At 72.0% G+C, this 19,679-nt stretch carries 17 protein-coding genes and 1 pseudogene; 9 read left to right on the forward strand and 9 right to left on the reverse strand.

Annotated elements, in window-relative coordinates:
• Nucleotides 1-13: 13 nt before the first annotated feature.
• Nucleotides 14-1,027, forward strand: a complete 1,014-nt coding sequence (locus tag ASF45_RS25780; protein ID WP_369802167.1) for an HD domain-containing phosphohydrolase — start codon at nucleotides 14-16, stop codon at nucleotides 1,025-1,027.
• Between the two features lie 33 nt (nucleotides 1,028-1,060).
• Here ASF45_RS25780 and ASF45_RS36665 read toward each other — a convergent pair.
• The 3 genes and pseudogenes from ASF45_RS36665 to ASF45_RS25795 form a co-directional block, all read right to left on the reverse strand.
• Nucleotides 1,061-1,654: pseudogene (locus tag ASF45_RS36665) on the reverse strand (diguanylate cyclase domain-containing protein); the annotation flags it as partial.
• 100 nt (nucleotides 1,655-1,754) lie between these two features.
• Nucleotides 1,755-2,471: a GntR family transcriptional regulator gene (locus tag ASF45_RS25790; protein ID WP_056670205.1), complete on the reverse strand. Its 717-nt coding sequence runs from the start codon at nucleotides 2,469-2,471 to the stop codon at nucleotides 1,755-1,757.
• Nucleotides 2,472-2,628: 157 nt separating this feature from the next.
• Nucleotides 2,629-3,072: a septal ring lytic transglycosylase RlpA family protein gene (locus tag ASF45_RS25795; protein ID WP_056670208.1), complete on the reverse strand. Its 444-nt coding sequence runs from the start codon at nucleotides 3,070-3,072 to the stop codon at nucleotides 2,629-2,631.
• A 167-nt stretch (nucleotides 3,073-3,239) separates the two neighbouring features.
• Here ASF45_RS25795 and ASF45_RS25800 point away from each other — a divergent pair, with 167 nt between their 5' ends.
• The 4 genes from ASF45_RS25800 (at nucleotide 3,240) to ASF45_RS25815 (ending at nucleotide 7,497) form a co-directional block, all read left to right on the forward strand.
• Nucleotides 3,240-4,487 (forward strand): acyl-CoA dehydrogenase family protein, encoded by a 1,248-nt coding sequence (locus tag ASF45_RS25800; RefSeq protein WP_056670906.1) that lies wholly within the window; start codon nucleotides 3,240-3,242, stop codon nucleotides 4,485-4,487.
• Between the two features lie 37 nt (nucleotides 4,488-4,524).
• The gene (locus ASF45_RS25805; protein ID WP_235581037.1) at nucleotides 4,525-5,373 is read left to right on the forward strand and encodes an AraC family transcriptional regulator; all 849 of its coding nucleotides are present in this window, start codon (nucleotides 4,525-4,527) and stop codon (nucleotides 5,371-5,373) included.
• Nucleotide 5,374: 1 nt separating this feature from the next.
• Complete coding sequence (locus ASF45_RS25810; protein WP_056670210.1) at nucleotides 5,375-6,184, forward strand: SDR family oxidoreductase; 810 nt, start codon at nucleotides 5,375-5,377, stop codon at nucleotides 6,182-6,184.
• A 155-nt stretch (nucleotides 6,185-6,339) separates the two neighbouring features.
• Nucleotides 6,340-7,497, forward strand: coding sequence for a ribosomal protein L7/L12 (locus ASF45_RS25815; protein ID WP_162244058.1), 1,158 nt, complete (start codon nucleotides 6,340-6,342; stop codon nucleotides 7,495-7,497).
• Nucleotides 7,498-7,513: 16 nt separating this feature from the next.
• On the opposite strand, the gene ASF45_RS25820 is transcribed toward ASF45_RS25815, so the two are convergent.
• Complete coding sequence (locus ASF45_RS25820) at nucleotides 7,514-7,726, reverse strand: DUF4287 domain-containing protein (protein WP_056670218.1); 213 nt, start codon at nucleotides 7,724-7,726, stop codon at nucleotides 7,514-7,516.
• Nucleotides 7,727-7,989: 263 nt separating this feature from the next.
• Between ASF45_RS25820 and ASF45_RS25825 the strand changes: the two genes are divergently transcribed.
• Nucleotides 7,990-10,488, forward strand: coding sequence for a hypothetical protein (locus ASF45_RS25825; protein ID WP_082551279.1), 2,499 nt, complete (start codon nucleotides 7,990-7,992; stop codon nucleotides 10,486-10,488).
• A gap of 21 nt (nucleotides 10,489-10,509) precedes the next feature.
• Here the strand turns inward: ASF45_RS25825 and ASF45_RS25830 are convergent, their stop codons facing one another.
• The 4 genes from ASF45_RS25830 to ASF45_RS25845 are packed head-to-tail and all read right to left on the reverse strand — an operon-like array spanning nucleotide 10,510 to nucleotide 15,351.
• Complete coding sequence (locus ASF45_RS25830) at nucleotides 10,510-11,526, reverse strand: LysR family transcriptional regulator (RefSeq protein WP_056670225.1); 1,017 nt, start codon at nucleotides 11,524-11,526, stop codon at nucleotides 10,510-10,512.
• A gap of 35 nt (nucleotides 11,527-11,561) precedes the next feature.
• Nucleotides 11,562-12,545, reverse strand: a complete 984-nt coding sequence (locus tag ASF45_RS25835; RefSeq protein WP_056670228.1) for a tripartite tricarboxylate transporter substrate binding protein — start codon at nucleotides 12,543-12,545, stop codon at nucleotides 11,562-11,564.
• Nucleotides 12,546-12,579: 34 nt separating this feature from the next.
• On the reverse strand, nucleotides 12,580-13,779 hold the full coding sequence (locus tag ASF45_RS25840) for an acyl-CoA dehydrogenase family protein (RefSeq protein ID WP_056670230.1): 1,200 nt from the start codon (nucleotides 13,777-13,779) through the stop codon (nucleotides 12,580-12,582).
• 3 nt (nucleotides 13,780-13,782) lie between these two features.
• Nucleotides 13,783-15,351 carry an AMP-binding protein gene (locus ASF45_RS25845; protein ID WP_056670234.1) on the reverse strand — a complete coding sequence of 523 codons (1,569 nt, stop codon included), beginning with the start codon at nucleotides 15,349-15,351 and terminating at the stop codon, nucleotides 13,783-13,785.
• A 253-nt stretch (nucleotides 15,352-15,604) separates the two neighbouring features.
• Here ASF45_RS25845 and ASF45_RS25850 point away from each other — a divergent pair, with 253 nt between their 5' ends.
• Nucleotides 15,605-15,784, forward strand: coding sequence for a hypothetical protein (locus tag ASF45_RS25850; protein ID WP_056670240.1), 180 nt, complete (start codon nucleotides 15,605-15,607; stop codon nucleotides 15,782-15,784).
• 116 nt (nucleotides 15,785-15,900) lie between these two features.
• Nucleotides 15,901-16,809 (forward strand): tetratricopeptide repeat protein, encoded by a 909-nt coding sequence (locus tag ASF45_RS25855; protein ID WP_056670243.1) that lies wholly within the window; start codon nucleotides 15,901-15,903, stop codon nucleotides 16,807-16,809.
• Between the two features lie 38 nt (nucleotides 16,810-16,847).
• Here the strand turns inward: ASF45_RS25855 and ASF45_RS25860 are convergent, their stop codons facing one another.
• Nucleotides 16,848-18,083 carry a benzoate/H(+) symporter BenE family transporter gene (locus ASF45_RS25860; protein ID WP_056670248.1) on the reverse strand — a complete coding sequence of 412 codons (1,236 nt, stop codon included), beginning with the start codon at nucleotides 18,081-18,083 and terminating at the stop codon, nucleotides 16,848-16,850.
• An 89-nt stretch (nucleotides 18,084-18,172) separates the two neighbouring features.
• Here ASF45_RS25860 and ASF45_RS25865 point away from each other — a divergent pair, with 89 nt between their 5' ends.
• A complete protein-coding gene (locus tag ASF45_RS25865) occupies nucleotides 18,173-19,672 on the forward strand; it encodes a PLP-dependent aminotransferase family protein (RefSeq protein ID WP_056670251.1) in 1,500 nt (499 codons plus the stop codon).
• Nucleotides 19,673-19,679 lie beyond the last annotated feature (7 nt).

Here is a 19,679-nt window from a genome sequence, read left to right on the forward strand (position 1 = left end):
CCCCATCCTTGTCGTGGACGACGAACCGATCAACCTCGATGCGATGCGCAACATCCTGGAGCGGGACTACAAGGTGATCGTGTCGCGCAGCGGGGCGGATGCCGTTGCGACCGCAGCCAGGCATGCGGCCTCGTTGGTGCTGTTGGATATCCAGATGCCGGGCATGGACGGCTATGCGGCCTGCCGGGCACTCAAGGCGGATCCGCGGACGGCGCACATCCCCGTCATCTTCGTCACGTCCCTGTGCGACAGCTGGGACGAGGCGCGTGGGTTCGACTGCGGTGCTGTGGACTACCTGACCAAACCCGTGTCTGTGCTGGCGGTGCGCGCACGTGTGCGCACGCACCTGTCCCTGGTCCAGGCCAGCCGGCTGGAGAAAAGCCACCGGGACGCCATCTCCATGCTCGGAAGAGCGGGCCATTTCAACGACAACGACACGGGCGTGCACATCTGGCGCATGGCGACCTTCGCCCGCGAACTGGCGCGCGAGGCGGGTTGGAGCGCGGCCGATGGCCGCACACTGGAACAGGCCGCCCCCATGCACGACATGGGCAAGCTGGGCATTCCGAGCGCCATCCTGCGCAAGCCCGGTCCGCTGGACGCGGACGAGTGGCGCGTGATGCAGACGCATGCGCGCATTGGCCACGAGATCCTGAGCGAGAGCGATGCCCCGGTGTTCCGCCTGGCCGCCGAGGTGGCGTTGCGTCACCACGAGAAGTGGGACGGAAGCGGGTACCCGGATGGCTTGCGCGGCCAGGACATTCCGCATTCCGCCCGCATCGTCGCCATCGCCGACGTCTTCGATGCCTTGTCCATGCGCAGGCCCTACAAGGAGCCCTGGCCGATCGAACGCGTGGTGCAGACCCTGGAGCAAGGCGCGGGCAGGCATTTCGATCCGGAGCTGCTGCACGCCTTCATCCGGATCCTGCCCCGCATCCGCGCCCTGCAGGCCGAATGGGAGGCGTACGAGCACGATCAGCTCGGCCGTAACGGCCTGGCCCAGCCGGCGCTCTGGTACAGGGCGTGATGCCCTGGGCAGCGCCGCCCCGAAGCGCCCGCGCCCCGCCAGCTTGACCTTGTACATGGCCGCGTCCGCCGCGGCCAAGATCTCCTGCCCTGTGGCGCCACTTGCAGCGCCTGGCGCCACGCCGATGCTGCAGTCGACCGTGACCTGCTCACCGCCGGTGAGGGCGATGGGACGCTGCACGGCATCCATGCAGCGCAGCAGAACCGGCTGGGCATCGAGGGCGGTCTCGACATCCGCGAGGATCCATGCGAACCCGTCGCCTCCCAGCCGGGCCACCGTATCGTTGGCACGCAAGACGTCGCAAAGCCGCTGGCCGACCGTCCGCAGCACCACGTCCTCGGCATCATGGCCATGGCGGCCGTTCACGGGCTAGAAGCCGTCGAGGTCCGTGCAGCAGACCGCGAAGCCCTGGCCGGTGCGCCGGGTCTGCGCGAGACTGCGCCGCAGAAGGTCTTCGAGGAGCCGGCGGTCGGCCAGGCCCGTCAGCGGGTCGTGCAGGGCCTGGTGCCGGGCACAGCTGCTCGCTGTGCTTGAGAACGTCGATGCCGACATCCACAGCGATGGGGCCTCGGTGATCGCAGCGCCGCTGAGATCGACCCAGAGATCGGCAGCCGAGCAGGTCTTCATCTTGGTCTGGATGCGGAATCGCCGATCGCGGAGCAGGGCTGCCTAGCCGACCTGACCGACGGCCGCGAACGAAGCGTCGCTCTCGGACAGGACGGCCTGGCTAGATCGACAGCCGCGCCATGCGCGGCAGCGTGCGCTCGCCGGACTTCTGCAGATGCCTGCGCATGCGCTTCTCGGCCAGGGCCGGGTCGCCGGCCAGGATGGCCTCGGTGATGCCGCGGTACTCGGCCACCATGGCGCGCAGGTCGGCGGCCGTGAGCGCATGGTAGAACTGGGCGCGGAACAGGTGGGCGCGCGATTGCGGCAGCACGCGGTCCAGCTCCTGGTTGCCGGCGATGTCGAACATCACCCTGTAGTAGTTGGCGCGTGCGTCGAGCACGCGGTCCAGCGCCTCGGGTGTGTCGGCCGTGACGAGCTTGTGTGCCGCCGCCGCGAAGCGGCGCGCGTTGTCGCCGGTGCCGATGCGGGCTGCGGCCAGCCGCGCCGCCAGGCCCGACAGCACCTCCAGCACGCTGAGCAGGTCGGCCGCGTCCTCGCGCGTGAGCGAGCGGATCACCGCGCCGCGGTGCGGCGTGAGTTCGACCACGCCGCTGGCGGCCAGGATGCGCAGGGCCTCGCGCACGGTGCTGCGGCTGACCTGCAGTTCACGCGTGAGGTCGGCTTCCACCAAGCGCTGGCCCACCGCGAAGCGGCGCATCAGGATGCCCTTGCTGATCGCATCGGCCACGCGGTCGGGCGTGCTGCGCGGGTGGCGTTCGGCTGCTGCGCCTGCGCGCAGGGCCGCGCGTGCCGCGCTGGGGGGTGGGGTGGTGTTCACGGGTCGGCCTCGGTCTGCGCGATGGTGCGTTGCGCCGGAAGCGCGCGGCGGCATCGCAGCCGTTCGCACCATACGCGATCGGGGCCGGATTGTCCGGCAATATCGGCGGACACGGCCACCTGAGTCGGCGCGCACGGCGCCGCCGCTGGCCGGGCTGCTACCGCGCGGATGCCGGGCCGTCGATGGCCTTGAGCAACTCCAGCTGGACGCGCACGACACCGCGCCGCAGCATGCCCAGTTCGCGTGCGGCGGCCGTCGACACGTCGCCGATGCGGTCGGCGCTCCAGGCGCCGCGGTCGTTGACGCGCACCACCACGCTGCGCCGGTTGAGCAGGTTGGTCACGCGCACCAGCGTGCCGAAGGGCAGGGTCTCGTGCGCCATGGTCATCTTCTCGGGGTCGAAGCGTTCGCCGCTGGCCGTCGGGCGGCCCGCGAGCCGGCGCGCGTAGTAGGTCAGGCGGCCCTCCAGGGCATGCACGGTCTCGGCCACCAGGCCCTCGGGCGCAGCCGGCTGCGCCCGGGCAGGCGTGGCGCAGGCCAGCAGTAGCGCAGCGCAACAGCAGCCCACGCGGGCGAAGCGGACGATGGGCAGGGGCTTCATGGCATCCGCATTGTCGCGCAGGCCGCAGCGCCTGGGCGCAAGCCCCCCGCTTGGCCGCCGCATACCCTCGCAGCGGCTTCTTGCCTGCCCGCCTGCCACGCCGGACAAACCCTGATGATTGTCTGACAATCTGGCCCTACCATCCTGGGCCATTGCAGGTGCCCGCCATGCCTGTTCAACACGCGGCACGCCAGCCGCCCCGAAAGGACGATGTGTACGAGTTCTCGCCCAGGGTCCAGGATCTGCAGCAGCGCCTCGCTGCCTTCATGGAGGCGCACATCTACCCCAACGAGCAGCGCTACTACCGCGAAGCCGAGGAGCTCGGCCCCTGGAAGGTGGCGCCGGTGCTCGACGAACTCAAGCCGCTGGCGCGCGCGGCCGGCCTGTGGAATCTGTTCCTGCCGGCCTCCGAGCACGGCGCGGGCCTGTCCAACTTCGACTACGCGCCGCTGTGCGAGATCATGGGCCGCTCGCACCTGGCGCCCGAGGTCTTCAACTGCTCGGCGCCCGACACCGGCAACATGGAAGTTCTGGCGCGCTACGCCACGCCCGAGCACCAGGAGCGCTGGCTCAAGCCGCTGCTGGCCGGCGAGATCCGCTCGTGCTTCGCGATGACCGAGCCCGCCGTGGCCTCCAGCGACGCGACCAACATCGAAAGCTCCATCGTGCGCGATGGCGACCACTACGTCATCAACGGCCACAAGTGGTACACCACCAACGCGACCGACCCGCGCTGCAAGATCTGCATCTTCATGGGCAAGTCCGACCCCGACAACGCCGACCGCCACAAGCAGCAGTCCATGGTGCTCGTGCCCATGGACACCCCAGGCGTCAAGGTGCTGCGCTCCATCCCGGTGTTCGGCTTCTACGGCGTGCCCGACCGCGCCTCCGAGGTCATTTTTGAGAACGTGCGTGTGCCGGTGTCCCACATGCTGCTGGGCGAGGGCCGCGGCTTCGAGATTGCGCAGGGCCGGCTGGGGCCGGGGCGCATCCACCACTGCATGCGGCTGATCGGCCTGGCCGAACGCATGCTCGAACGCATGTGCAAGCGCAGCCTCACGCGCACGGCCTTCGGCAAGACGCTGGCCCAGCAGGGAGTGACGCTGGAGCGCATCGCGCAGTCGCGCATCCTGATCGACCAGGCACGGCTGCTCACGCTCAATGCCGCGCACCGCATGGACACCGTGGGCAACAAGGCGGCCAAGGCCGAGATCGCGATGATCAAGGTGGCGGCGCCGCAGATGGCCTGCCAGGTCATCGACTGGGTGATCCAGGCACATGGCGGCGGCGGCACCAACAACGACCTGGGCATCGCCGCGGCCTACGCCACGGCCCGGCTGCTGCGCCTGGCCGACGGCCCGGACGAAGTCCATTGCGCGCAGATCGGCAAGCTCGAACTGGCAAAGTACCGCTGAGGCGCCCGCCGCACGACAACGCAACAGGAGACAAGGCATGCAGATCGATTTCCAGGGCACCGGCCTGCAGGCCGCCCGCCGCCCACCCGACGCCGACTGGCAGCGCATGATGTGGATCAACGCCGACCGCGTGCTCTACCTGGGCCTGCTCGGCGAGCCCACGGTGCGCTGCTTCGGTGGCTTCTCGGTCTACCTCTCGCTGCGCGGCACGCACCGCATCTGTGTGGACGGCGGCGACTGGCAGGACAGCGCGGTCTCGGTGGTGCCACCGTATGTGCGCCACCGCATCGTCTCGGGCGAACGCATGATCTGCAACCTGCTGGTCGAGGCCGAGACGGTGGACGTGGCGGCGCTGCCGCCGCACCTGCGCGCGGGCCGCGGCGCCGTGGACGCCCCGGCGGCGCTGCAGCGCATGCGCGAGGCGCTGGACGCCCTGCGCCGTGCCGACAACCGGCGCTATGCCAGCACGGCGGCGTTCGACGAGGCCTTCTTCGGCGCGCCGCTGCGCACGCGGGCGCTGGATGCGCGCGTGCAGGCCGTGCTGGACCGCATCAAGTCCGATCCCAACGGCCATGTCTCGGCGCAGGAGTGCGCCGCCGCCGCGCACCTGTCGGTCTCGCGCTTTTTGCACCTGTTCAAGGCCGAGACCGGCTCGCCGTTTCGCAGCTTCCGCACCTGGCAGCGCGCGCGCAGCCTGCTGTACTACGTGACGCAGAGCAGCAACCTGACCGACATCGCGCTGGACGCGGGCTACCCGGATTCCACCCACTTCAGCCACTCGATCCGCCAGGTCTACGGGCTCACGCCCAAGTCCATCTTCGCGGGCAGCCGCAAGCTGGCGCTGTACGCCAGCGGCGCCGGTGTGCCGCGCCTGAGCTACCACTAGCATGCAGATCGATCTCGACTACACCGGCCGCCATGTCGTCGTGTTCGGCGGCACCACGGGCATCAACTTCGGCATCGCCCAGGCCTTCGCACGCCAGCGCGCGCGGGTCACCGTGGCCAGCCGCAAGCAGGACAACGTGGACGCCGCCGTGGCCAGCCTGCGCGAGGCTGGCGCCGAGGTGCATGGCGTGGTGGCCGACGTGCGCGACTTCGAGGCCGTGGGCGCGGCCTTTGTGCAGTCGGTGGCGCGCTTCGGGCCGGTGGACGTGCTGGTCTCGGGTGCGGCCGGCAACTTCCTGTGCGCGGCCGAGGCCATGTCGTCCAACGGCTTCAAGGTCGTGGTGGACATCGACCTGGTCGGCAGCTTCCACGTGCTGCGCCAGGCCCACGCGCACCTGCGCAAGCCCGGCGCCTCGGTGATCCAGATCACGGCGCCGCAGTCCTTCGTGCCCATGCGCTACCAGGCCCATGCGGGCGCCGCCAAGGCCGGCGTGGACCAGCTCACGCGCACGCTGGCGCTGGAGTGGGGCCGCGAGGGCATCCGCGTCAATTCCATCTCGCCCGGTCCCATCGATGGGACCGAGGGCTTCCGCAAGCTCATGGCGCCGACCGCCGAGGACCGCGCCTTCGCGCAGGAGCAGGTGCCGCTGCGGCGCTTCGGCAGCCTGGACGACATCGCCAACCTGGCGCTGTTCCTGGGCTCGCCGTATGCGGGCTACATCTCCGGCGCGCTGATTCCCTGCGATGGCGGCGGCGCGCTGGAGAGCGTCAAGCCGGCGCTGGAGGCCGCGGGCCGCCGCGCCCTGGGCTGAAAGGCCAGTCTCCCCAAGCCATCCCGTCTGCGTCCCGCGATCACGGGATGCGCAATCACGGGATGGGCGCGCGCGCACCGTCTCCCCATACTCCAGCGCGTCCCCATGCGGCGCAGGGTGCGCCGGCACGGGAGTTCCCTTGCTGGAGGCTGGCGATGGTCAGAAGCTGTGTGCGTGCCGCTGCGGTGGCCTGGGCGGTGTGTTGCGGGCTGTTGCTCGGCGGTCCGTGGTCTGCGGCGCAGGCCGCGCCCATCGTGTTCGAGAAGGCCACGGACAACGGCACGGGCGCGGCTGCGGGCCGTTTCACGGCCGCGTTGCATCCCGGCAGCGGCGCCAGCCAGGCCTTGCTGCAGCTGTTCACCGCGGCGGACCCGGGGGCCAGGATCACGGGCCTGTATGTGCAGGACGACACGGGCGCCGTCGCACGCGACAGCATCTCCGGCGGCCCGCTGGTGCGGCTGTCCGAGACCCAGGTCCACGAGGTGGTGCTGGCCAGCCCCGGCGCCAACAAGATCGCCGTGATCAAGGCCTTGTCGGACGCCCTGGCCATCCCGCTGGCCGCTGCGAAGAACCTGGTGGACAACGCGCCCAGCGTGATCCGCACGGGCAGCACGTCCGCGGGCCACGCGCAGCTCCAGCAGGCCCTGGAAAGCGTCGGCGCACAGGTGAGGCTGAACAGCTACCCCGACCCCTCGGTCCCCGCCGGCGCGAACCTGGGCGTGACCATGCCGGGCGCAGCCCCGACGGGCTACGACGTGGTGCTGACCAGCGTCGGCGCCAGCAAGCTCAACGTCATCAAGGTGGTCCGTGACCTGACGAACCTCGGCCTGACGGAGGCCAAGAAGCTGGTGGACGAGGCGCCATCCGTGCTGCTGGCCAACGCGGGCCGCGACGAGGCGGCCGCGATGCGACAGGCCCTGCAGGAGGTCGGCGCCACGGTGGCGCTGGAGCCCGTCGGCGGGACGCCGGGGCAGGGCGTCGCGCTGCCGGCCGGCAGCGCCGGCATCGCGCCCGACTTCGCCTTCGGCTTCGCGTACGACGATCCCGATGTCCGGCCCACGCTGCAGTTGGCGCTGGGCCTGGACGGCGTGTTGGCCGATCTGCTGCAGGCCTGGCAGGACGGGCGCTTCCTGCTGGGCCTGCGCGTCACCGATGGCAACGGCGTCTCCGATCTCTACCTGGCCGCCAGCGACGCACCGCCGGCCGAGGTGCCCGAGCCGCCCACGGCGGTACTGCTCGGGCTGGCGCTGCTGGGCTTGCTGCGGCGGGCGCACGCCGGGGCCGCGGGCGCGCTGCCGGCCACGGTGGCCTGAGCGCCCGCTACGGCCGCTACGGGCGCTCGGCCAGAAACGCCGCCACGAGTGCGTTCGCATGCCCGTGGCCCAGGCCATGCTCGGCTTTCAGCCAGGCGACGTACTCCATGTGCTTGCGTGGCTCCGCCGTGCGCAGCAGCGCCATCCAGTGGCTGATGGGCTGCCCGTACTTGCTCTCGATCGACGGGAAGTAGGAGGCGGGGCCTTTGATCGTGCCTGACGTGGCCATGGCGTGAATCCTTTTGTTGTGGCGTGGTGGGGGCGGAACGCGCGATCCGGCGCATCCCGCTCCCACGACGTGCGAAGCGGCAGCATATCGACATGCGCGAACGGTCCGGCCCGTGGCGGGCCGCTCCCGCCTTGGCGTGACAGCGCGGTCGCGCCGCCGGCACCGTACCGCCTCGGCGGGATGTGCGGCGCACCCCCTGCTGCCTACAGTGCGGACGCCCGGTTGCACGGGCCCACGCGGCACGGCGGCTCGCCGATGTGCCCATGCGTTCTGAACTGGAGCCGTTCCCCATGCACCTGTTGTCGATGTTGTTCACGCCCGCGCTGCGCCAGCGCGTGAGCCTGGTCCTGGGCGTCGCCGTGCTGGCCCTGTCCGCCTGCGGTGGTGGTGACGACACCGCGCCAGCGGGCGACCCGGGCACCACGCCGCCCGTGGTCACGCCTCCGGTGACCCCGCCCGCGACACCGCCGGCACCGACCATCGCACAGCAGCCGCAGCCGGTCACCGTCACGGCGGGTGCGCCGGCCAGCTTCAGCGTGGCGGCCAGCTGCAGCAGCGGCACGCTGGGCACGCAGTGGCAGCGCAACAACGGCGCGGCCGGCGACTTCGCCGCCATCGCCGGCGCCACCGCGACCAGCTACAGCCTGAACACGGCCCTGGCCGACAATGGGGCGCAGTTCCGCGCCGTGCTGTCCTGCGGCGGCGACAGCACGACCAGCGACGTGGCGGCGCTCACCGTCGAGGCCGCGCCACCGCTGGCAGGGCCGCTGCTGGCGCCGCTGGCCGTCAACGGGCTGCGCGACCAGGCCGACATCGGCATGTCGCGCGGCATCGTGCGCGAACCCTCGGGCAGCTTCGCCTTTGTCTCGGGCAACACCGTGCGCCGCCTGGCGGCCGACCTCTCGTCCATCACGCTGATCGCCGGCGAGAGCGACAGCGCCGCACCGCGCTCGACCACGGACGGCACCGGCACTGCCGCGCGCTTCGACCACCCGATGGGCATTGCCGCGGACAGCGACGGCAACCTCTACGTGACCGAAGAGCTTGGCCACACGGTCCGCCGCATCACGCCCGCGGGCGTGGTGACGACGCTCGCCGGTGGGGCCGGTGTGGCCGGCATGGCCGATGGCGCGGGCAGCGCCGCGCGCTTTTCCGCCCCGGTGGGCATCGCCCTGGGCGCCGATGGCGACCTCTACGTGGCGGACAGCGGCAACGCCCGCATCCGGCGCGTGAGCCTGGCGGGCGCCGTCTCCACCTATGCCGGCAACGGCGGCTTCGGCTCGGTCGACGGGCCGGCCGCCAGCGCGCAGTTCGCCGTGCCGACGGGCGTCGCCGCGGCGGCCGACGGCACCGTGTACGTGAGCGAGTTCGGTCGCGTGCGCCGCATCGCGCGCAGCGGCGCCGGTGCCGGCCAGGTCGACACCTTCGCCGGCAAGGGCCCCGTGCAGGGCGATGACAACGCCGACGGCACCGGCCTGGCGGCTGGCCTGCCGACGACCGGGTTCCTGGCCCTGAGCGGCAACACGCTGTACCTGCGCGACGGCATCGGCCTGCTGCGCGCCATCGACACCGGCACGGCCGTCGTCACCACGGTGGCCGGGTCCCGGCCCACGGCGGCCGAGTACAACGGCCCATCCTCCTCTTACCCGGGCTTGGTCGACGGCCCGCCAGGCCAGTCGCGGCTGGACCGGTTCCGCGGCGGCGTGGCCGTGGTGGGCGATGGCAGCTTCATCCTGACCGACAACACCGCCGGTGCGGTCCGCCGGGTGGACGCCAGCGGCCTCGTCACCACGATCGCCATGGCCAGCGCCTACGCCGTGGCGCCGCAGGCGCGCGGTGGCACCGGCGTGCTGGCGCAGATGACGCTGCGCAGCACCACCTTCGGCTTCGCACCCCTGGCCGCCGCGCCCGACGGCAGCCTGGTCCTGAGCCAGGCCAACAGCGTGCTGCGGCGCATCGCCCCCGATGGCAGCGTCACTCCCCTGGTCGGCTTGCCGGGCAACCGCTGGAACGTCGACGGGACCGGCAGCGCAGCACTGCTCAATGCCGCCATCGCGCCGACCGTCGACGCCGCGGGCAACATCTTTTTCTTCGACGCCTACAACATCCGCCGTGTCGACGCCGCCAACACCACGGCACCGCTGGCCGGCGCGGCCTACGACTCCGTTCCGAGCCAGAGCGCGCCGCCGCCGCAGTACGGTGCCGCCGACGGCAGCGGCGCGGCGGCACGCTTTTCCACGGTCGTGGCGCTGGTGACCGGCGCGGGCGGCGAGCTGTTCGCCGCCGACCAGGAGAACCGTGCCATTCGGCGCATCGATGCCGCGGGCAACGTGAGCACCTACGCGGGCGCGCTGGGGCAGTCGGGCACCGCCGACGGGCCGGCCGCCAGCGCGCGCTTCAGCGGACCGCTGGGCCTGGCGCGCACGCCCGACGGCGCGCTGTGGGTGCTCGACGGCAGCCGCAGCAATACCGCCGCAACGCTGCGCCGCATCGCAGCGGACGGCAGCGTCAGCAGCTTCGCCGGCCTGGCTTACCGCATCGCCGTCGACCCGGCGGGCACGCTCTACGCCATCACCGGCGCGGGCGATCTGGCGCGCGTGGACCCGGCCACTGGCGACTTCACGACACTGATCCCGCGTGGCCAGGGCGTCACGCTCGGCAGCAGCCCGACGCTGGGCGGCACCGGCGCACTGGTGGCCACGGGCGTCAAGCGCCTGGTGCTGATCTCCGACGACCAGCTGCTGCAGGCCACGCTGCCCTGAGGCCGGCCGGGCGTGTTCGGCCTAGCGGCTGGCGCGCCGCGGCTTCGGGCGGCGCTCCGCGGCTTCGGGCGGGCCCTCGCCCAGCCATTGCGCTTCCCAGCGCCCGCTCGCGATCAGCGTGCGGGCAGCTTCGCCCAGGGACTGGGCCACCACGGCCGCGGCCGCGTCGAGCGGCCGGTCGGCGGCGGTCGCAAGGCTGTAGCTGCGCTGCAGTTCGGGCTGCACCACGCGCGCGACCAGCCAGGGCGTGCTGCGGCGGCCGGCGTCGGGCAGGGCACAGGCGGGCGTGAACGTGAAGCCGGCGCCGCTTGCGTAGAGCGAGCGGATCACGCGCGCGGAATCGTGCTCGTGCGCAATGTTGAGCACCACGTCCTGGCTGGCGGCGGTGTCCTCCACACGCTGGCGGATCGAGAAGCGGCGCGACTGCAGCACCAGTGGCTGGACCGCCGCATCGGCGAACGCGATGCGCGGATGGCCGCCGCGCGGCGCGCCGCGTTGCAGCAGCGGGGCCACGCGGCCGTCGGCGTCGTGGCCGCAGAAGTACATGGCCTCGCGCGCGAACGGTCGGCAGCGCAGGCCGTCGACCTGGGCGGTGTCGACCAGGATGCCGATGTCGGCGCGCCGGTCCAGCATGGCTTTCCTCACCATCAGGCTCAGGTCGTCGAGCACGAACACGCGGATGCGGGGGTGCGTGGCCTTGAGTGCGGTCAGCACCGGGCCCATGAGCAGCGAGGCGAGCAGGAAGGGCAGGGCCACGGTCACCGAGCCCTCGGGGCCCTGCGGCAGGCTGCGCACGCGCTCGCGCACGGCGGCGGCGTCGGACAGCAGCCGGCGCGCATCCTGGTAGAGCTGCAGCCCGGCCGGCGTGGGCGTCATGCCCGCGTGCGAGCGTTCGAACAGCTGGGCGCCGAGATCTTCCTCGAGCTTGCGGATCTGGGCCGTCAGCGCCGGCTGGGCCACGTACAGCGTGCTGGCCGCACGCGAGAGGCTGCCGGCTTCGAGCACGGCGATGAAGTAGCGCAGGGTTCGCAGTTCCACGGTGGGGCCGACTGTACGGCCTGCGCGCGCCGCACTCACATCGGCGCGAGCCCCACGCGCTTCATCATCGCCTCGGTGAACGCCATCTCGCGCGTGAAGCCGCGCACATAGTCCTCGCCGTCCAGCATGTCCACGCCGCCGCCCTGCGCCTGCAGGGCCTCGACCACGCGCGGCTGCTGCAGCGCGGTGCGGAAGGCGGCGCGGATGCGCTCGACCACCGCGTCCGGCGTGCCGGCCGGCACTGACACGCCGCCCCAGGACACGAGCTCGACGCCGGGCACGCCGGCCTCGGCCAGCGTGGGCACCTGCGGCAGCATGGGATTGCGGCGCGGACCGGCCACGGCCAGCGCGCGCAGCTGGCCGGCCTTGATCTGCTGGTAGGGCACGGACAGGATGGGCGTGCCGAACACCACCTGCTTGCCCAGCACCGCGTTGACGAGTTCGGAGGCGCCCTTGTAGGGCACGTGCAGCGCGCGTGCATCGAGCGCGCTGAGCAGCAGTTCCATGCCCAGGTGCGAGGGCGTGCCCACGCCGCCCGAGGCGTATTCGAGTTTGCCCGGCGCCGCGCGCAGCCGGGCCGCCAGCGCCTGCACGCTGTCGATGCCCGAATCGGCATGCACGATGAGCACGATGTCCGAACTCGTGAGCCGCATCACGTGGCGGAAGTCCTTCAGCGCGTCGAAGCCCGGCTGCTTGTACATGCGCATGTTCGCCGCCATGGGCGCGGCCGAGTAGACCCAGGTGTAGCCGTCGGCCGGTGCCTTGGCCGCCAGCCGCGCGCCGATGTTGCCGGCCGCGCCACCCTTGTTTTCGATCACCACGGGCTGGCCCAGCAGCGGGCCCACGGCCTCGGCCAGGATGCGGGCGGTGTTGTCCGGGCCGGTGGCGGCCAGGTAGGGCAGCAGCCATTTGATGGGGCGGCTGGGGTAGGGCTCGGTGGCGTGCGCGAAGGGCGCGAAGGCCGCGGCCAGGCCGGCGCCCAGCAGGGCGCGGCGTTGCGGGTGGAATGGTGTCGTCATCTGTCTGTCTCCGGTGTTCTTCGGCAGGCGCTGCTCAGGCGGATTCGAGCAGCTCCTTGGCGATGGTGTTCTTCTGGATCTCGCTGGTGCCCGTCAGCACGCGGTACATGCGCAGCATGCGGAACAGGAACTCCACGCGCCGGCCCTGCACGATGCCCTCGCCGCCGTGGATCTGCACGGCGCGGTCGGCCACGCGGAATGCGGTCTCCGAGCAGAACAGCTTGGCCATCGAGGTCTCGGCGCGCGCCGCGCCGCCGGCGTCCAGCGCGCGGGCCGTGCCCAGCATCAGCGCGCGCGCCGCGGCCAGCTCGGTCGCCATCTCGGCCAGCATGTGCTGGATCGCCTGGAACTGCGCGATGCTGCGGCCGAACTGGCGGCGCTGCAGCGCGTGGTCGCGCGCGTCGCGCAGCGCCAGCTGCGCCAGGCCCAGCATGGCCGGGCAGTGCAGCAGCCGGTTCACGCTGATGCGGCCCAGCGCCAGCGCCAGGCCGCGGCCGGGCTCGCCGATGCGGTGGGCCAGCGGCACGCGGCAGTCCTTGAGCACGATGTCGCCCGTGCTGCTCTGGCCGGCCATGGTCTTGTAGCCCGATTCCACGCGCACGCCTTCGCTGCGCAGGTCGATGAAGAAGGCCGTGACCTCGCGCTCGGCCGCGCCCTCGGCGGCAGTGGAGGCCAGCAGCACGGCCGCGTCGGCGAAGGGCGAGCCCGAGATGAAGCGCTTGCGGCCGTTGACGAGATAGTGCTCGCCCTGCAGCACGGCGCGCGTCTGCACGGCGCCGGCGTCCGAGCCGGCCTCGGCCTCGGTCAGCGCGAAGCAGATCGCCATCTCGGCCTGGGCCACGGGCACGATGAACCGCGCCATCTGCTCGGGCGTGGCCTGGCGCGCCAGCGCGCCCACGCGCGGCGGGCCGCTGAGTTCGCCGAACACGTGCGGCGCGAACGGCGAGCCGCTGGCGTAGATGGCCTCCTTGACCAGCACATGGTCGAGCACCGACAGGCCGAGCCCGCCCATGGGCTCGGGCAGCGTCATGCCGTAGAAGCCCAGCGCATGCGAGCGGCGCCAGACCTGCTGCAGCAGCGCGCGCTCGGCGCCGTGCTCGTGGTCGATGCCGTGGGCGCGGGCCAGCGCGGCCAGTTCGCCGTGCAGGAAGTCCTGCACGCGCGCGATGATGTCGGCGGCGCGTGCGCTGCCTTCGAAGGGGCTGTCGAACAGGGGTTTGGGTGGGGCGGTCATGGTTCAGTTCACCTTGCGGCTGTGGTTGGCCCAATAAGGGGCCTGAATGGCTTTGCGCGCCACCTTGCCGTTGCTGTTCTTCTCCAGGGCGGCGACGAACTCCAGGTGGCGCGGTCGCTTGAAGCCGGCCAGCCGCTCGGCGCAGAAGGCGTCCAGCGCGCGCGCATCGGCGGCCTGGCCGGGCCGCAGCACCACGTGGGCGGCCACGGACTCGCCCCACTTGTCGTCGGGCACGGCGAACACGCAGGCCTCGGCCACGGCCGCATGCTGGTACAGCACGGCCTCGACCTCGGAGGGGTACACATTGAAGCCGCCGCTGATGACCATGTCCTTCTTGCGGTCGACGATGTAGACGAAGCCTTCCTCGTCCAGCCGGGCGAGGTCGCCCGTGTGGTAGCGGCCGTCCTTGAGCACCTCGGCCGTGAGTTCGGGCGCGCGCCAGTAGCCGGCGAACACGTCCTCGCCGCCGACCACGATCTCGCCGATCTCGCCCAGCGCGACGGGCTGACCTGCGTCGTCCAGGATCTGCACATCGCACTCCAGCAGCGGCCGGCCGCACGAGGCCAGGCGCTCGGGCCGCGCGGCGCGGGCGTGCAGGTGGTCTTCCACCGTGAGGCCGCAGACGCCCGAGGTGGTCTCGCCCGCGCCATAGCCCTGCGACAGCACGGGGCCGAACACGTCCATCGCGCGCAGGATGCGCGCCGGTGCCATGGGCGCGGCGCCGTAGCCCAGGCGCTGCAGGTCGGGCAGCGGGCGGTACTGGCCCTCGAGCTCGGCCAGCAGCATGTTGACCATGGTCGGCACGAGGAAGGTGTGGGTCACGCGCTCGGCCCGCATGTCGGCCAGGAAGCGGCCCGGTTCGAAGCCGCTGAACAGCCGGATGGTGGTGCCGCTGCACAGCGCCGGCACCAGTTGCATGCCCGAGGCGTGCGTGATCGGGCCGACCAGGCCCAGGATGTGCTCCGGCCGCGTGGTGTCCGGCCGCATCAGGAACTTGCGCAGCTGCGCGAGCCGGTTGCCGAAGGTCTGCATCGCGGCCTTGAGCACACCCGAGGAGCCCGAGGTGTAGTGCAGCACGGCCAGCTCGTCGGCGTGCACGGGCACGGCCTCGAAGCGGTCGCTGGCGCGGGCCAGCAAGGCTTCGTAGTCGGCGCCGGCCGGGCCGTCGAGCAGCAGCAGGCGCGGCATGGCGCCGCGCACGTGCGGACGGAAAGCCTCGGCGCGCGCGGCCGTCGTGATGACCAGGCTGGCTTCGCTGTTGTCCACGGTGGCGCCGACCTCGGCGGGCGACAGCCGCGCGTTGTAGGGCGCCTTGACCAGCGCGGCCTTGTAGCAGGCCAGCTCGGCCTCGACGATCTCGGCGCAGTTGGGCAGGTAGATGCCGACGCGGTCGCCGCGCGCGAGGCCCAGGCCCAGCAAGGCGTTGGCCAGGCGGTTGGCACGCGCGTCGAGTTCGGCGTAGCTGAGGCTGCGTTCGGGCGTCACGATGGCGCGGCGCGTGGCGTGGCGCTGCGCGCTGCGGGCGACGAGGGCGGCCACGTTGGTCACGGGGCGGGGGGCTGGGGCGGTCAAGGGCTTGTCTCCTGGGGGGGCGGCGCGGGGCGCTGCGCTGCGGGCACTGTCCCAGAACGCCGGCCATCACGGAAATACGGATTGCTGATGCACGGCCATCGATTTGTGTGATGGACGCGGCGGCACCGCGTCCGACAGGCTGTGCGCATCGGCCTGCGCACCGGTGCGCGGCTGCCGACGCGAAGATCGGCCATTGGCGCTGGCGCGCAGGGCCGCTGCAGGCGCAAGCTCAGGCGCGTCACAGGAGACCACCATGCACTGCATCGCCTGCGGCCGCGAGGGCCACAATTCCGCACGCTGCCCGCTGCAGCTGTGGAAGCGGGAGGCACCTGCCGCGCCAGCCGCTGTCATACCTGCCAGCGGGGCGCAGCCAGTGCGGCGCCACGTCGACAGCCACGACCGTGCGCGCGAGGCCTGGCTGCCGTCCGCCTGACGCGCTGCGTTGCAAATGTCATCGAAGCCGCCGGCGCTGCAACGGCGTTGCAGCGCGTGCGCCCCACAGTGCGTCCATGGCAGGGCCGCCGGTCCTGCCGCTTGCAGGAGACGTGCATGCCCGAACCCACCACCACCTTCTCACGCCGCGGCGCCCGCCTGCTGCTGACGCTGGCCTGCATGGCGGCGTTGGCCGGCCCGGCGCTGGCCGCCGACGCCAGCCTGGACCAGGTCTACCAGGCGGCCCACAACGGCCATGTGGAGCAGGCCTTGCAGTTGATGGACCCGGTGCTGCGCGACCACCCGAACAGCGCCAAGGCCCACTATGTCGAAGCGGACCTGCTGGCCCAGCAGGGCCGCCTGGGCCCGGCACGCACCGAGCTGGCCACTGCCGAGCGGCTGGCGCCCGGTCTGCCCTTCGTGCAGGACCAGTCGCTGCAGCATCTGCGCCGGGTGCTCGACCAGCCGCCCGTGCCGGCCGCCAGCCGCAGCCCGCTGACCATGCCGGCCGCCGAGGCGGCCGAGACCGGCCGTGGCCGGCCCCTGGCCTGGGGCCTGGCATTGGCCGTGGGCTTCGGCGCCTTGCTGGGCTGGCTGCTGACACGCGCCAATCGGCCGCGCCCGGCACCCCAGGGGCCGGCCATGGCACCCATGGCCGCCGCCGGCCCGTCCATGGCCTGGCCGCGTGGCCCCGCGCAGCCCGATGGTGTGGTGCCTTGGGGTGGTGCACCGGCTGCGCCGGCGCCGGTCGGCCCGGGCTGGGGGTCGCAGGTGGCGGCCGGCGTGGCCGGTGGGCTGGCCGCCGGTGCAGCGGCCGTGGCGGGACAGGAACTGGGCCGCCGCCTGTTCGGCCATGAGACGGCATCCGCGCCCGTGTGCGTGCCCTACGCCGCGCCGCTGGCGCAGGCCGCGCCCACCGCAGATGGTTGGGGCGATCCGGACTTCGGCATCCGTGATGGGGGTGGCAGCTGGGACGATGCGACGGACGCCGACGCCGGTGGCCTGGGAGGGAACTGGGACGTTTAGGCGCCGTGGCGAAGGCCCGGCGCCATGGCCCGGCGCGTTCACCGCTTGCCGAGAGGCAGGGACGCGTGGGCGGATGCGGCCGCAGGCGGTGGCAGGCGGCCGTTGAGCACGGCATGCGCCACCAGCCCTGCCACCAGCCCCCAGAACGCGCCGCCGATGCCCAGCATGGTGATGTTGGCGGCGGCCGCCAGGAAGGCGATCAGCGAGGCTTCCCGGGTCCTGGCATCGGCCATGGCGTTGGCGAGGCTGCCGCCCATGGTGCCCAGCAGTGCCAGGCCTGCCAGCGTGGTGATGAAGGTCGCGGGGAAGGCCATGAAGACGGCCGCCAGCGTCACCCCGAACACGCCGACCAGGATGTACAGCGCCCCTGCGGCCACGCCCGCAATCCAGCGTTTGGAAGGGTCCTCGTGTGCGTCCCGGCCCGTGCAGATGGCGGCGGTGATGGCCGCGATGTTGAAGGCGTGCGCACCGAACGGCGCCATCAGCAGCGAGCCCAGACCGGTGGCAGCCACGATCGGGTTGGCGCTGGTGCGAAAGCCGTCGTTGCGCAGCACCAGCATGCCCGGCATGTACTGGCCGGTCAGGGTGATGAGGAACAGCGGCAGCGCCACGCTCAGCAAGGCATTCAGCGAGAACGCGGGCAGGGTGAGCACCGGGCCGGCCAGCTCCAGCCGCAATCCGGACAGGTCGACGCGGTCCTGCGCGAGCAGGAAGGCCAGCCCCAGCACCAGGATGCCCACCACCGCGTAGCGGGCCGCGCAGCGCCTGAGCACCACGTAGGCCAGGACGAGCAGCCCGGCCAGGAGCGGGTCGACGTTCATGCCGCCGAAGGCCTTGACGCCGAACTGCAGCAGGATGCCTGCCAGCAGGCCGGCCGCCACGCCCGGCGGAACCATGCGGATGACGCGCTCGAACCAGCCCGACAGCCCCAGCACCACGAAGGCGGCTGCCGAGACGATGTAGGCGCCCACGGCTTCGGCATAGGGTGTGGTCGCCAGGGCCGTGACCAGGAACGCCGCCGCCGGCGTCGACCAGGCGGTGATGATGGGTTCGCGTGAGATCCAGCTCAGGGCCAGCCCCGTCACACCCACGCCGATGGAAATCGACCACACCCAGGAGGCGGTCAGCGCCGGGCTCAGGCCCGCCGCCTTGGCGGCCTGGAACACCAGGATGAAGGTGCCGCCGTAGTTGACGATGACCGAGATGAGGCCGGCGACGACGGGATGGGTGAGATCGCTCCAGCGGATGGGTGAGGGTGAGGGGACGGACGGCATGGCTTGGCTGGGAAAGGGAAGGGCAGTGGGACGATAGCCTTCCAATGGCATGATGCCCCCTGCCACTTTTTCGATGAGATGCCGGCCAATTGTTCAAGCACGCCCAACTGGAATCCGTCAAGGCCTGGCTCGGCGACCCCGCGCACCGCAGCTTGCCGCTGCATGTGCGGGTGCAGCGGGCCATCCGCCAGTTGATCGTGGATGGCGCGCTCGCGGCGGGCCGCCCTTTGCCTGCGTCGCGTGCGCTGGCGAAATCGCTGGGGGTGTCCCGTGACACGGTGGAGTCGGCCTACGGCCAGCTGCACGCCGAGGGCTTCATCGAACGGCGGGTGGGCAGTGGCAGCTTCGTATCGGAGCGCGCGCAGCAACTGCCCGGGCGTGGCAGGCCCCGGCACACGGGAGCGGGCCTCCAGCCGGCCCTGCGTTTGAGCCAGCGCGGCCAGGCCGTGCTGCAGGGCGGCGGTGTCCGAGACTTCCTGCAGCCCCGCCCCTTCGCGCCCGGCGTGCCGGAGACCCGCAGCTTTCCGCTGCAGACCTGGGAGCGCCTGCAGCGCCAGGTGCTGAGGGAGTACGGCACGCTGGCACTGCTGCCCAGCCCGCCGCAGGGCATGGCGCCCTTGCGCCGCGCCATCGCCGACTACGTCAATCTCGAACGGGGTGCGCGTGCCACGCCCGAACGGGTCCTGGTGCTGACCAGCGCCCAGCAGGCCATGACCCTGTGTGCCACGGTGCTGCTCGACGCCGGTGAGCGCATCTTCATCGAAGACCCCGTCTACCACGGGGCGCGCAAGGCCTTCGACGCCGCGGGTCTGGCCTGCGTGCCGTTGCCGATGGATGCCGACGGCATCCTGGTTGAGCACCTGCAACGGGCGGCGCAGGCGCCTGGCGAGGCGGCCCGTGCCGTGTTCCTCACGCCTTCGCACCAGTTCCCCACCGGGGCCACCCTGGCGCTGGACCGGCGCCTGGCCGTCATTGCATGGGCCCGCCGGCACCAGGGCTGGATCATCGAGGACGACTACGACAGCGAGTTCCACTACGAGGGCAAGCCCACCGCCTGCGTGCAGGGGCTGGACCCGCACGAGCGCACGGTCTACATCGGCACCTTCACCAAGTCGCTGTTCCCCGGCGTGCGCATCGGCTACATGGTGCTGCCCGAGGCGCTGGTCGCGCCCATGACCACGGCCCGCACCCTGATGGACGGGCACAGCGCGCCGGTTCCGCAACTCACGCTGGCGCGTTTCATCGAGGGCGGGCACTTCGGCGCCCACGTGCGCACGATGCGCGCCGTCTACGCCGAGCGGCGCGACGTACTGGCGCGGCTGGTGCGCCAGCATCTGGCCGACTACGTGGAGCCGCGGGTGCCGGCCGGGGGGATGCAGATGCCTTGCGTGTTCGTCCGCGACATCCCCGAACACGAGGCGGTCGAATCGGCACGGCGGGCCGGCATCGACCTGCTCGGGCTGACGCCCTTGCATGCGCCGGGCCGCCACGAACCAGGCCTGCTCATGGGATTCGCCGCCCACGCACCGCACGAACTGGAGATGGCCGTCACCAGGCTGGCGAAGTTGCTGCGCGCGCTGTGCCGTTGAGATGAAC

The sequence above is a fragment of the Pseudorhodoferax sp. Leaf265 genome (assembly GCF_001422365.1).
GTDB lineage: Bacteria > Pseudomonadota > Gammaproteobacteria > Burkholderiales > Burkholderiaceae_C > Pseudorhodoferax.